We start from the raw sequence: 12503 nt of genomic DNA, 5'->3' as shown, positions 1-12503 counted from the left end.
GCCACCTCCCCCGGTTTCCGGGGGAGGATTAAGAGACTAGAAAACCGCCGCCACCAATTGCCGGAATGCGTCGGCGCGGTGGCTCATCGCATGTTTGGCCTCGGGATCCATTTCGCCATAGGTCAGGTCGTGGCCGTGCGGCACGAACATCGGATCATAGCCGAAGCCACGCGCGCCGCGCGGCGGCCAGACCAATACGCCATCGGCGCGGCCCTCGAACCATTCGACATGGCCGTCGGGCCATGCCAGAGCGAGCGCGCAGACGAAATGGGCGTCGCGGCCGGTCTCCGGGGGAAGCGCCGCGAATTTGTCCTCGACCCGCTGCATCGCGATTCCGAAATCTTTGGTCTCGCCGGCCCAGCGCGCCGAGAAGATTCCCGGATCGCCGTTCAGCGCCTCGACGCACAGGCCGCTATCGTCGGCGAGCGCGGGCAGGCCCGAAAGGTCCGCCGCCTGCAGCGCCTTCAACTCGGCATTGGCGACGAAGGTCGTGCCGGTCTCGTCGGGCTCGGGCAGATCGAGCTCGGCCGCCGAGACCGGCTCGACGCCGTACGGGCCGAGCAAAGCCTTGATCTCGCGCACCTTACCCGGATTGTGGCTGGCGATCACCAGCTTGCCGGGCTTCAGCTTGCGGATCGCCTGGGGGGTGTCGCCCCCAATGCCTTCGTCGGGATCGCTCATTGCAGGGCCTTCAACTGCGCAGCGAAGATCTGGTTGCAGCCGATGCGCGCGAGGCGGAGCAGGCGGAGCAGGCCTTCCTCGTCATAGCAAGCACCCTCGGCGGTCGCCTGCGCCTCGGCGATCTTGCCGTCGGCGAGCAGCACGAAATTGGCGTCGGCGTCGGCCGCGCTGTCTTCGTCATAATCGAGGTCGAGCACCGGATTGCCCTGATAGATGCCGGCGCTCACCGCCGCGACCTGAGTCAGGATCGGGTCCTTTTCGAGCAGTCCCGCGGTCAACAGCTTGTTGGTGGCGATGCGCAACGCCACCCATGCGCCGCTGATCGCCGCGGTGCGGGTGCCGCCATCGGCCTGGATCACGTCGCAATCGAGCGTGATCTGGCGCTCGCCGAGCAATTTGAGGTCGGTCACCGCGCGCAGGGAGCGGCCGATCAGTCGCTGGATCTCCTGGGTGCGGCCCGATTGCTTGCCCTTGGCCGCTTCGCGCTGGCCGCGCGTGTGAGTGGCGCGCGGCAGCATGCCATATTCCGCAGTGACCCAGCCCTCGCCTTTGCCGCGCAGCCAGGGCGGAATGCGCTCCTCGATGCTCGCGGTCACCAGCACGCGCGTGTCGCCGAAGCCGATCAGCACCGATCCTTCCGCGTGGCGGGTGAAATTGGGCTCGATGATGATGCTGCGCATCTCGTCGGGGGCGCGGCCGGATGGGCGCATCGGTTCATTCTCCTGAAAAGTCGATCCGGGCACGTAGACGGTGGACAGCGAACGCGCCAGTGTCGGCGCACGATCCGGAGGGTGCGATGAAGCAATGGTTGGGGCTGGGCGTGATGGGACTGGCGTTGGCCGGATGCATTCCGGAGAGTCGCGTGCCGGCCGGACCGACCCCCATCGAAGGCGATTCGATCACCTATGAGACCGGGCCGTGCTTCGGCAGGTGTCCGGTCTATGCCGTGACCGTTCGCCCCGACGGGACCGGCATATTCGAGGGCAAGCGCTTCACCGCAGTGACCGGCGAGCGCGGCTTCACCTTGAGCCGGGCGCAATATGACGCCTTCGCGGCGAGGCTCGCGCCCTATCGGCCGGCGAGCGGCGAGGTCCGCTATGCGCATGGCGAGCCCAATTGCGCGAACGCGCCGACCGACATGCCGAGCGTCGAGATTCGCTGGACGCGGGCGATCGGCGACAGCCAGGGATTGTATTTCTACCTCGGCTGCCGGCGGGACAATGCTGCGCTCGCCGAGGCGCTGGGCGGGGCGGTCGAGCTGCTGCCGGTGCAGGAATTGATTGGGGAGCGGCCCTGACAGCTCCGTGCTCCTGCGAAAGCAGGAGCCCAGAGTTACGAGCGACGAATTCTTCCACCCTGGGCTCCTGCTTTCGCGGGAGCACGGAGAGGTTGGCGTGTGCACGGACCGCGCTACATAGAAGCCCATGACCACCCCACCGATCCACGAACTTACCGATCGCGCGCGCGACGTGTTTCGGATCGTCGTCGAATCCTATCTCGACAATGGCGCGCCGGTCGGATCGCGCACCATCTCCAAAATCTCGGCGCTCAACCTGTCGCCGGCGTCGATCCGCAACGTCATGCAGGATCTCGAGGAAGCCGGACTGCTCGCCGCGCCGCATACCAGCGCGGGGCGGATGCCGACCCAGTCGGGGCTTCGCCTGTTCGTCGACGGGATGATGCAGGCGAGCGCGCCGTCGGCCGAGGAGCGCGCCGCGATCGAGGCGCGGGCCGGGCAGGCGGGTCCGGTCGAGGAAGCCCTGGCCAATACCACCGCCACGCTTTCGGGCCTGTCGGCCTGCGCCGGGCTGGTGCTGGTCCCCAAAAGCGAGCCGGTGCTGCGCCAGTTCGGCTTCGTGCCGCTCAGTCATGATCGCGCGCTCGCGGTGCTGGTCGGCGAGGACGGCTCGGTCGAGAATCGCGTCGTCGAGATCCCCGGCGGGATCGATCCGGTCGCGCTGCAGCAAGCCGCCAATTACATGAGCGCGATGCTCGCCGGGCTGACGCTCGCCGATGCGCGCGCGCGGATCGAGCGCGATCTTCGCCAGCAGCGCGCCGCGCTCAACAGCGCCGCCGCCGCTTTGGTCGAGCGCGGGCTGGCGGTGTGGAGTGAGGATGGCGGCCGTCGCCCGGTGCTGATCGTGCGCGGCCAGGCGCGGCTGATCGACACCGCGGCGACCGAGGATCTCGACCGCGTCCGGCAATTGCTCGACGAACTCGAGGGCAAGGAAGAGATCGCCCGCTTGCTCGACAGCGCCCGTGAAGGCGAGGCGACGCGCATTTTCATCGGATCGGAGAACAAGCTCTTTGCGTTGTCGGGTTCGTCGGTGATCGCAAAACCGGTACGTGCGCTCGACGGGCGCGTGGTCGGCGTGGTGGGCGTGATCGGCCCAACGCGGTTGAACTATGCGCGAGTCGTACCCATGGTGGATTTCACGGCCGCCACATTGGCCCGAATATTAGCCTGACGAACAGGGAATCATGTCGAACGAGAATGAGAAGATGAGCGCGGACGTACAGGACGCGGAAACCAATCTGCGCGAGGAAACCGCCGAGGCGGCTCCCGAAGTCGCCGAGCACGACCGCGTCGCCGAACTGGCGGCGCAACTTGCCGAGGCACAGGCGGCGGTGATGTATGCGCAGGCGGAGACCCAGAATGTCCGTCGCCGCGCCGAGAAGGAAGCGCAGGATGCGCGGGCCTATGCCGCGACTGCCTTTGCGCGCGACATCCTGTCGGTGTCCGACAATCTTTCGCGCGCGCTGCAGGCGATCCCCGCCGATCTGCGCGAGGACGAGAAACTGAAGGGGCTGGTCGTCGGGCTCGAGGCGACCGGGCGCGAGATCGATTCGGTGTTCGCGCGCCACGGCATCTCGAAGATCGTTTCGATCGGCGAGCCGCTCGATCCCAATCGTCACCAGGCGATGATGGAAGTCCCGACCGCCGATGCCGAGCCCGGCAGCGTCGTGCAGGAAATCCAGACCGGCTATATGATCAAGGATCGGCTGCTCCGCCCAGCTCTGGTCGGCGTGGCGAAGAAGCCGGACTAAGAATTTCCCTCTCCCAATGGGAGAGGGAAGGGGCCCGCTCGCGAAGCGAGTGGGAAGGGTGAGGGTGTCGCGAGGTCATCCTGCTCGCCCTCACCCTTCCGCCGACTTCGTCGGCTCCCTCCCTCTCCCGATGGGAGAGGGTTTCACAAATTCGCTATTGCTAATCATTCGCATCAAACGCTAGACGCAATGCGGCCCGCATTGGGGCCGATTGCGAGGTTGCGGCGTGTATCAGTTCCTCGATCGAACCGTGTCCGAACTCGTGCCGGGCGACGCGCTGCTCGTCTGGGCGATGCGCCAATGGGTCAGCGCGATGCGCGGCGGGCGCTGTCCCTGCGCCGCGCTCGGCCCGGCACTCGCCGCGCGCCGGCTCTCGACGATCCTGCCCGATTTCAACATCGCGATGATGCTGCTCGATCGCGAGGGCATTGCCTCGCTGCAATTCCGCACGGTCGGATGTCTCAGCTTGGGCGATGACGAGGCATTGTTGCTGGCGCTTCACGCCGCGGCCGCTAAAGGGCAGGAGACCGTGGTCCGGAACATCGTCGAAGCGCTGGTGAAGCCCGAGGCACAGCGCACGCTCCAGTTCGCCGCCACGCGCATCGCCCAGGCCCTCGCGGCCTGAGCGGAGCATCCACAGACTCAGGAACCGTTTTTCTCGATGAACATGCACGCCCGCCCGCCCCAGCTGCTTCCCGAGCATGCCGCCTTCCAGACCTGCAACGTGCGCTGGGTGCGGCACTGGAACGAGCATCTGTTCAGCTTCGCGATCGAACGCCCGGCGAGCTTCCGCTTCCGCTCGGGCGAGTTCGTGATGATCGGGCTCGAAGGCGAGGGAAAGCCGCTGATGCGGGCCTATTCGATCGCCAGCCCGACCTGGTCCGACGAACTCGAATTCCTCTCGATCAAGGTGCCCGACGGTCCGCTGACCTCGCGGCTGCAGATGATCCGCGCCGGCGATCAGCTCTATCTCGGCAAGAAGCCGACCGGGACGCTCGTCTCCGACGCGCTGCTTCCGGGGAGGCGGCTGTTCCTGCTGTCGACCGGCACCGGCCTCGCGCCGTTCCTCAGCATCGCACGCGATCCGGACATCTACGACGCGTTCGGCCAGATCGTCATCGTCCATTCGACGCGCCGGGTGAGCGACCTGGCGTATCACGACGAGCTCACCGCCCAGCTCGCCGGCGATCCGCTGGTCGCGGACCAGGCATTGCTCCAGTTCCATTACATTCCGACGGTGACCCGCGAGCCCTTCCGCACCACCGGGCGGATCGGCCAGCTGATCGAGGAAGGCTGGCTGTTCCACCCGCCGGTCTCGGGCGAGCGTGCGCTCAATCCGGAGACCGACCGGGTGATGCTGTGCGGCAGTACCGAGATGATCAAGGATTTCTCGGCGATGCTCGAGCGCCACGGCTTCGAGGAGGGCTCGAACGCCAAGCCGGGGACCTTCGTGGTCGAGCGGGCTTTCGTGGGCTGACCTGATTCCCCTCCCTGGAAGGGGTTAGGGGTGGGTAGAAAAGGCCGGGCCCGATGCCCGGCCTTTCTTTTTCTGCTGAGCGTCTCGTTGGGCTCGCCTTCGGCGCGCACCCACCCCCGGCCCCTCCCTTTCAGGGAGGGGAGCCTCAAGAGCAGGTGACGCATCGCGCCGCGTCCCCTATCTCCGCTCCATGTCCTCGCGCTTCGATTCCGTCCCCAACCGCCGCGCGCTGATCGACCGGCGGGCCGTCGCCGAACGGCTCGCGGCCTTGGAAGCATCCGATCCCGGCGAATTGCGCCGCGCCGCCACCACCCAACTCAAGGCCGCGCTCGATGCCGGGCAGGCGGAAATCGCGCGGCGGCTGGCCGAACATCCCTCGCGCGGGCACGAGATGGCTGCGGCGGGAGCGTTCCTGATCGATCAATTGCTCCGCTTGCTATGGGACTTCACCACCCAGCGGCTGCATCCCAATCACAATCCCAGCGCGGCGGAGCGGCTGACCCTGATCGCGGTGGGCGGCTATGGCCGCGGCGAGATGGCGCCGCATTCGGACATCGACATCGGCTTCCTCACCCCGTGGAAGGTGACCGGCTGGTGCGAGCAGGTGATCGAATCCACGCTCTATTCATTGTGGGACATGCAGCTGAAGGTCGGCCATTCGTCGCGCTCGCTCGACGACATGGTCCGCCAGGCCAAGGCCGACGTGACGGTGCGCACCGCCTTGCTCGAGGCACGCTACATCTGGGGCGACACCGCGCTCTATGACGAGGCCGCACGCCGCTTCAAGGCCGAGGTCCAGGCCGACACCGCGCGCGATTTCATCGCGCAGAAGCTCGCCGAGCGCGACGCGCGGCACAAGCGCATGGGCGACAGCCGCTATGTCGTCGAGCCCAACGTCAAGGAAGGCAAAGGGGGCTTGCGCGATCTCCACGCGCTCTTCTGGATCGGGAAGTACGCGTACAATGTCCGCGAGCCCGCCGAGCTGGTCGAGGCGGGGCTGCTCACGCCGCAGGAATATCGCCAGTTCCGCCGCGCCGAGAATTTCCTCTGGGCGGTGCGCTGCCAGCTCCATCTGCTGACCGGCCGCGCCGAGGATCGGCTCACCTTCGACGTCCAGCCCGAGATCGCCAGCCGGATGCGCTATGCCGACCGGCCGGGCAAGTCGAAGGTCGAGCGCTTCATGCACTTCTACTTCCTTCAGGCGAAGGTGGTGGGCGATCTCACCGGGGTGTTCCTCGCGCATCTCGACGAGAAGTTCGCCGCGCGCGGCAGCCGCTTCGGCTTCCCGCGGCTGTTCAAGAGCCCACGCAAATTGAACGGCTTCACGCTCGAGCGGAGCCGGCTGGCGCTGCCCCGCGACAGCTTCTTTCAGGAGGATCCGGTCCGATTGGTCGAGATCTTCCAGCTCGCCGATCTGCACGGGCTCGAAATCCACCCCACCGCGATGCGCGCCGCCGCGCGCGACGCGCGGCTGGTCGACGATGTCCGCGAGGATGCCCGCGCCAACGCGCTGTTCCTCGATGTGCTGACCTCGCCGCGTACGCCCGAAATGGTGCTGCGCTGGATGAACGAAGCGGGGGTGTTCGGCCGCTTCGTGCCCGATTTCGGCCGCGTCGTCGCGCAGATGCAGTTCGACATGTATCACCATTACACCGTCGACGAGCATTCGATCCGCGCGATCGGGCTGCTCAACGCGATCGAGAAAGGCGAGCTCAAGGAGGATCATCCGCTCGCCACCGGCATCTTCGAGCAGATCGTGTCGCGGCGCGCCTTGTTCGTCGCGGTTCTGCTCCACGACATCGCCAAGGGCCGCGGTGGCGACCATTCGATCCTCGGTGCCGAAGTGGCCGAGCGGCTGTGCCCGCGGCTGGGGCTGAGCCCGGCCGAGACCGAGGCGGTGGCATGGCTGGTGCGCTGGCATCTGCTGATGTCGGCAACGGCGTTCAAGCGCGACCTCAGCGACTTCAAGACCATCCTCGATTTCGCCGCGCACGTGCAGAGCCCCGAGCGGCTGCGCATGCTGCTGATCCTGACGATCGTCGACATCCGCGCCGTGGGCCCCGGCGTGTGGAACAGCTGGAAGCGCCAATTGCTCGCCAATCTGTTCGACTCCGCCGAGGAAGTGCTGCGGCTCGGCCACAAGCAGAAGGGCCGGGGCGAGCGCATCGCCGCCAAGCAGGCCGAGCTGGCGGAGATCCTCGGCTGGAGCGACGAACGGATGGCGGCTCTCAAGCGGCGGCTGACCGAGCCCTACTGGATCGCCGAGCCGCTCGACGTGCTCGAGCGCAATGCCCGCCAGATCGACGCCGCGGGGGACGAGCAATTGTCGATCGCGGCGCAGGTCTATCCCGATCGCGGCGCGACCCTGGTGACGGTCTACGCCTCGGATCATCCGGGACTGTTCTACCGCATCGCCGGGGCGATCCACGTCGCCGGCGGCAACATCATCGACGCGCGGATCCACACCACGCGCGACGGCATGGCGCTCGACAATTTCCTCGTCCAGGACCCGCTGGGCCGGCCGTTCGACGAGGCCGCGCGGCTCAACCGGATCAAGGCGAGCATCGCCGATTCGCTCGCCAACCGCTCGCGGCTGCAGGAACGGCTCAAGACCAAACCCTTGCCGCGACTGCGTGCCGACGCCTTTGCGATCGAACCGAACGTGCTGATCGACAACAAGGCGTCGAACCGCTTCACGGTGATCGAGGTCAATGCCCGCGATCGCCCGGCTTTGCTGTGCCACCTCGCATTTGCGCTGTTCCAGTCGAAGGTGACGATCCACTCGGCGCATGTCGCCACCTATGGCGAGCGCGCGGTCGATACCTTCTACCTGACCGATCTGATCGGTGATAAGATCGAAGGCGCGGCGCGACTGAAGACGATCGAGCGCCGGTTGCTCGAAGCGGCGGCGGGACAGGACATCGCTCAGGCCGCCTGAAAAGGGGACAAGCATGCCGGTGATCGGATTGGGCGGGCTGTTTTTCCGTGCGCGGGATCCCGAGGCGCTCAACGCCTGGTATCGCGACACGCTCGGGGTCGGCGGCGGTTGCGGCAAGGACGAGAACGGCGAGTCGAGCGACTGGTTCTGGTATCCCGAGCCCGGCCCGGTGGTGTTCGCGCCGTTCGCGGCGACGACGGACTATTTCGCGGCGGACAAGCAGGTCATGCTCAACTTCCGCGTCCGCGATCTCGATGGACTGCTCGAACAGCTCAATGCACTGGGCATCGCGATCACCACCAAGGACGAATGGGACACGCCCGAGACCGGCCGCTTCGCGCGGATCCACGATCCCGAAGGCAATCCGATCGAATTGTGGGAGCCGCCGGCGGCCTGAGGGCATCTCCGGCTTGCGCGCGCCATATGCACCGGCGGGTATGGAATTAATCGGACAATTCATTTGACAGCCTCGCGGCCGCGCCAATAGCGCTGCGTCCAAGCTATCGAGGGGGAAAGGTCATGCATCGGGCGTCGCGGCTGTGGATGGCGATGTGGTTGTGCCTGGCCGGGCTCCCCGCCGCCGCGCAGACCTGGACTGCCGACAATGGCGACGGCACCTTCACCAACCCCCTGTTCTACGACGAATTCTCCGACCCCGACCTGATCCGGGTGGGCGAGGATTATTATCTGACCGGCACCACCATGCACGTCATGCCGGGGCTGCCGATCCTCCATTCGCGGGATCGTGAACTGGAAGCTGCTCGGCTATGCCTTCGATCGGCTCGATCTGGGCCCCGACATGCGGCTCGAGGGCGGCAAATCGATGTACGGGCAGGGCATCTGGGCGCCGAGCTTCCGCTATCATAACGGCACTTTCTACATCTTCTCGAACGTCAACGGGCATACCACCCAGGTCTTCCGCGCGACCAACCCCGCGGGGCCATGGACGCGCACGCCGATGAAGCGCTCGCTTCACGATCTCGGGGTCCTGTTCGACGATGACGGCAAGGTCTATGTCGTCTGGGGCTATCGCGAAGTGCGGATGGCGCAGCTCAACGCCGCGCTCGACGATCTGGTGCCGGGCAGCGAACGGGTGATCATCCGCGCCGATCAGGGGATGGGCGAGGGCGCGCATCTCTACAAGGTCGACGGGCGCTATTTCATCACCAGCGCGTGGTTCTCGGGGCGGATGCGGATGCCGGTGGCGCGCGCCGACAAACCCTATGGGCCGTATGAAGTGAACCACGCGATCAGCCTAGACGAGGGCTGGGGAAGCGCCGAAGGCTATCGCCATCGCGGCGAGCCCAGGCCGCCGTTCGATATCGCGCCGCCGACCACCGCGCTCGGGCGCAACGTCCTCCACCAGGGCGGGCTCGTCCAGACGCCGAAGGGGGAATGGTGGGGCTTCTCGATGACCGATTACAATTCGCTCGGGCGGCTGACTGCGCTCTCGCCGGTGACGTGGCAGGACGGCTGGCCCTGGTTCGGGCTGCCGGGCAATCTCGGCCGGACGCCGCGGACCTGGACCAGGCCGGTGACCGGGGTGAATCAGAAGCCGTTCGCGCCTTATGTCCGCGACGACGGCTTTGCCGGGCCGGCGCTCGGCCGCATCTGGCAATGGAACCATGTCCCGGACGATAGGCGCTGGTCGCTGGGCGAGCGTCGCGGGTTCCTGCGGCTGCACACCTTGCCCGCCACCGACCTGATGACCGCGCGCAATTCGCTGACCCAACGCGCGATCGGACCGCGTTCGGTGCCGGTCGCGGTGCTCGAGACCAGGGGGCTGCGCGACGGCGACGTAGCGGGGCTGGGACTGCTCGGGCTGCCGTGGCGGACGCTGGGGGTGCGGCGCGAGGGCAATGGGCTGACGATCGAATTCCGCGACCAGCTCGGCGACCGGAAAGTCCGCGTGCCCTTCGCCGGCAACCGCATCTGGCTGCGCGCCGAATGCGATTATCTGACCGAGCGGGCGCAGTTCGCGTACAGCTTCGACGGCGAGGCCTTCACCCCGATCGGCGCGCCGTTCGTCATGGCGTTCCAGCTCAAGACCTTCCAGGGCATTCGCTACGCCTTGTTCGCGTATAACGAGCGCGGACGGCCGGGCGGCTTTGCCGATTTCGACAGCTTCGCCGTGGCCGAGCCGAGCCCTAAGGGGCTGATGCACTCGATCCCGCTCGGAAAGTCGGTGACGCTGGCACTTGCTGCGCCCGAATCGTCACTGGGCGAGCATGAGGGTTCGATCGTCGCCCGACCGGGCAAGCAAGGCGCGGCGCGTTTCCGGCTGGTCGATCGCGGGCAGGGGCGGGTGGCGCTCGCTCTTGCCGGCGGGCATGTCTCGATCAGTGCGACCGGGGACGCCTGGGTCAAGCCGGGCGCGGCGGGACCCGGCGAGACCTTTCAGTGGATGGAGAGCATCTATGGCGAGCCGATGCTGATGTCGCTGGTGACCAACCGCTATCTGACGGTGGATCCGGCAAGCGGGCAGGTCTCGGCGACCAGCCCCGGCGCGCGTCCCGATCGCGCGGATCATGCACGGTTCGTCGTGGTGGTTGCGCGCTGAGGCCCTGGCGCGCGCCGGCAACCGGCGTTCAGCGGGTCAGCAATTGCCTCCGGCCCGCCGCGATGAAGCTCGCCACGAACATCAGCGCGACGAACAGGCTCAGCCAGTCGAGTGGCGCGGGCCCGGCCACGAAACCGAGATGCGCGAGCATCGCCCAGCCGCCGCCGAGCAGGATGATCAGATAGAAGGCCATGTTGCCGGCCTCGTGCGACAGGGTGCGCCCCAGCTCGTCGAGCAGCCGCCAAACCGCGATCGACAGCAGGGTTGCGACGGCGATCAGGACCAGCGCGCCGGCGAGAACCGTCGCGGGGGACAGTACGCCCTCGGGCCCGGCAAGCGCCAGTACGATCAGCAGCAGGCCGCACGCAACCATCCAGACGAAGCTGTAGAGAAACAGCCGGCCGCGTTCGCGCATATCGTCGGCGGCGGCCGCATCGTCGATGAAACCGGCGCCGCCCTGCGCGCTCGCCACCGCAAGGACGCCGAGCGAAGCGAAGACGATGAGCGTCGAGCCCATGATGGCGGCAACCCATTCCGACACGCCCATCGTTTCCAGGGCGCCCGCACGGGCCAATGCGTCGAAGCCTAGCAGGAGGAGCGTGCAGGCGAGGACGGCCACCGCGCTCGATGCCGCGAAATTGCGGATGGTACGCAGGTTGAACGGCCGCTTCCGGCTGCTCAGCCCGACCACCGCCATCGAGAAGAGCAAGCCGAGGCCCAATATCCCTACGACCTCTCTCGATCGGAACATCGTGCCCACGCCGCCCTCGTGCAGAAGCGCGGAGGCACCCGACGCGGCGAGGATGTAGCAAAGCGCTCCCGCGACGCTCCACGCCGCGAAATTGCGCCACGCGGGCAGGGATTTGTCATTCGCCATGGCGATCATTCCTCCGGTTCCCAATGGTCGACGAACAGCTCGGGCACGGCCACGGCGAACAGCTTGGCCATGCGCAGCGCCAGCGGCAGGCTGGGATCATATTTGTCGGTCTCGACGGCGTTGATCGTCTGTCGCGACACGCCGAGCCGCCGGGCCAGTTCGCCCTGACTCCAGCCGCGCCCCTCGCGCATTTCCTTCAAGCGATTTTCCAAAATCCATCTCCGCCTGTAAAGAGCTCTTTACAGGCGACTCGGGGACATGTCAAGAACTCTTTACAGGGGCGAGGAGCTGCAGCGGCGCGACACGGCTTCGTGCAGCGGACGTTGAGAGTCAGCAGCCCGATCTTGCGATGGAGGACCGTAGTAGAAAGGGCGGCTGGTCAACTGAGGGGAATCGAGTCCCTGACAACGCAGCGTGGCGGATAGCGGTATGCAAATCGTCTCGGCGTATCGGATCGCGATCGATCCGTACGGGACGCTTGCGTTTGGGGTCCTGCGAGATTATTCCTAGACAAGTAGGGGAAAGGCGCCGCAGCGCAGCCTGCTTGGCGCACCCTGCAAAAAGAGGCCCGAGGGTTTCCCCTCGAGCCAGTGGCATGGAACTAGGCTTCGGGAGTGTCAGGCTTCCGAAGCCGTTTCATTTCAGCCAAGCCTAGGTACCCGAGCTTGACTTGGACCAGTCCGCATATCGCCTGACAAATTGTCAGTGTCATTGCGAGAATTGCCCAACTTTCCGCCGACATAGGCATCACCTCACTTTCTCTAGCGGTGACACCCCGGCGCCGGGGAAATTCTGTAATGAGCCGCAAGTTTCTGATGATCAACGGGGCAAATTGCATTATTCAGGAGTCAGGCAGGCGGCGTTGCCAGAATGCAACACGCCAAGCTTATTCGTAAGGAAGGTCGCAAGCCAAATTCCGCGG

The 12503-nt window shown here is 66.4% G+C and carries 12 protein-coding genes; 8 read left to right on the top strand and 4 right to left on the bottom strand.

Annotation, left to right across the window (positions count from 1 at the left end; translation table 11 throughout):
- Positions 1-36: 36 nt before the first annotated feature.
- On the bottom strand, positions 37-681 hold the full coding sequence (rdgB, locus tag Q9Q95_RS01175; RefSeq protein WP_306093226.1) for an RdgB/HAM1 family non-canonical purine NTP pyrophosphatase: 645 nt from the start codon (positions 679-681) through the stop codon (positions 37-39).
- Positions 678-1391 carry a ribonuclease PH gene (rph, locus tag Q9Q95_RS01170; RefSeq protein ID WP_306093225.1) on the bottom strand — a complete coding sequence of 238 codons (714 nt, stop codon included), beginning with the start codon at positions 1389-1391 and terminating at the stop codon, positions 678-680. Before rph ends, rdgB begins: the two co-directional genes overlap by 4 nt.
- Before the next feature lie 86 nt (positions 1392-1477).
- Here rph and Q9Q95_RS01165 point away from each other — a divergent pair, with 86 nt between their 5' ends.
- The 8 genes from Q9Q95_RS01165 (at position 1478) to Q9Q95_RS01130 (ending at position 10704) form a co-directional block, all read left to right on the top strand.
- Positions 1478-1978, top strand: coding sequence for a DUF6438 domain-containing protein (locus tag Q9Q95_RS01165; protein ID WP_306093224.1), 501 nt, complete (start codon positions 1478-1480; stop codon positions 1976-1978).
- A gap of 127 nt (positions 1979-2105) precedes the next feature.
- The gene (hrcA, locus tag Q9Q95_RS01160; RefSeq protein WP_306093223.1) at positions 2106-3149 is read left to right on the top strand and encodes a heat-inducible transcriptional repressor HrcA; all 1044 of its coding nucleotides are present in this window, start codon (positions 2106-2108) and stop codon (positions 3147-3149) included.
- Between the two features lie 13 nt (positions 3150-3162).
- The gene (gene grpE / locus Q9Q95_RS01155; RefSeq protein ID WP_306093222.1) at positions 3163-3729 is read left to right on the top strand and encodes a nucleotide exchange factor GrpE; all 567 of its coding nucleotides are present in this window, start codon (positions 3163-3165) and stop codon (positions 3727-3729) included.
- 226 nt (positions 3730-3955) lie between these two features.
- A complete protein-coding gene (locus Q9Q95_RS01150; protein WP_306093221.1) occupies positions 3956-4354 on the top strand; it encodes a hypothetical protein in 399 nt (132 codons plus the stop codon).
- Between the two features lie 42 nt (positions 4355-4396).
- Positions 4397-5206 carry a ferredoxin--NADP reductase gene (locus Q9Q95_RS01145; RefSeq protein WP_306093609.1) on the top strand — a complete coding sequence of 270 codons (810 nt, stop codon included), beginning with the start codon at positions 4397-4399 and terminating at the stop codon, positions 5204-5206.
- Between the two features lie 190 nt (positions 5207-5396).
- Complete coding sequence (locus Q9Q95_RS01140) at positions 5397-8144, top strand: [protein-PII] uridylyltransferase (RefSeq protein ID WP_306093220.1); 2748 nt, start codon at positions 5397-5399, stop codon at positions 8142-8144.
- Positions 8145-8157: 13 nt separating this feature from the next.
- Entirely contained in the window at positions 8158-8541 is a 384-nt protein-coding gene (locus tag Q9Q95_RS01135) for a VOC family protein (protein ID WP_306093219.1), read from the top strand.
- Between the two features lie 348 nt (positions 8542-8889).
- Positions 8890-10704, top strand: a complete 1815-nt coding sequence (locus Q9Q95_RS01130; RefSeq protein WP_306093218.1) for a glycoside hydrolase 43 family protein — start codon at positions 8890-8892, stop codon at positions 10702-10704.
- Between the two features lie 28 nt (positions 10705-10732).
- On the opposite strand, the gene Q9Q95_RS01125 is transcribed toward Q9Q95_RS01130, so the two are convergent.
- Together Q9Q95_RS01125 and Q9Q95_RS01120 are read right to left on the bottom strand one after the other, a co-directional pair.
- Positions 10733-11590 (bottom strand): hypothetical protein, encoded by an 858-nt coding sequence (locus Q9Q95_RS01125; protein WP_306093217.1) that lies wholly within the window; start codon positions 11588-11590, stop codon positions 10733-10735.
- Positions 11587-11793, bottom strand: coding sequence for a helix-turn-helix transcriptional regulator (locus tag Q9Q95_RS01120; protein ID WP_306093216.1), 207 nt, complete (start codon positions 11791-11793; stop codon positions 11587-11589). The genes Q9Q95_RS01125 and Q9Q95_RS01120 overlap by 4 nt, the downstream gene beginning before the upstream one ends.
- Between the last annotated feature and the right edge of the window lie 710 nt (positions 11794-12503).

Origin of the sequence: Sphingomonas sp. DG1-23 (genome assembly GCF_030730875.1) — a bacterium.
Classification (GTDB): Bacteria; Pseudomonadota; Alphaproteobacteria; order Sphingomonadales; family Sphingomonadaceae; genus Sphingomonas.
The sequence above is the reverse complement of the archived record's forward strand: the minus strand, read 5'-3'. Positions and strand labels throughout refer to the sequence as shown.

Excerpts from the sequence above, each read along its gene's own strand:
- rdgB (WP_306093226.1), bottom strand. The coding sequence starts at position 681 with ATGAGCGATCCCGACGAAGGCATTGGGGGCGACACCCCCCAGGCGATC.
- rph (WP_306093225.1), bottom strand. The coding sequence starts at position 1,391 with ATGCGCCCATCCGGCCGCGCCCCCGACGAGATGCGCAGCATCATCATC.
- Q9Q95_RS01165 (WP_306093224.1), top strand. The coding sequence starts at position 1,478 with ATGAAGCAATGGTTGGGGCTGGGCGTGATGGGACTGGCGTTGGCCGGA.
- hrcA (WP_306093223.1), top strand. The coding sequence starts at position 2,106 with ATGACCACCCCACCGATCCACGAACTTACCGATCGCGCGCGCGACGTG.
- grpE (WP_306093222.1), top strand. The coding sequence starts at position 3,163 with ATGTCGAACGAGAATGAGAAGATGAGCGCGGACGTACAGGACGCGGAA.
- Q9Q95_RS01145 (WP_306093609.1), top strand. The coding sequence starts at position 4,397 with ATGCACGCCCGCCCGCCCCAGCTGCTTCCCGAGCATGCCGCCTTCCAG.
- Q9Q95_RS01140 (WP_306093220.1), top strand. The coding sequence starts at position 5,397 with ATGTCCTCGCGCTTCGATTCCGTCCCCAACCGCCGCGCGCTGATCGAC.
- Q9Q95_RS01135 (WP_306093219.1), top strand. The coding sequence starts at position 8,158 with ATGCCGGTGATCGGATTGGGCGGGCTGTTTTTCCGTGCGCGGGATCCC.
- Q9Q95_RS01125 (WP_306093217.1), bottom strand. The coding sequence starts at position 11,590 with ATGATCGCCATGGCGAATGACAAATCCCTGCCCGCGTGGCGCAATTTC.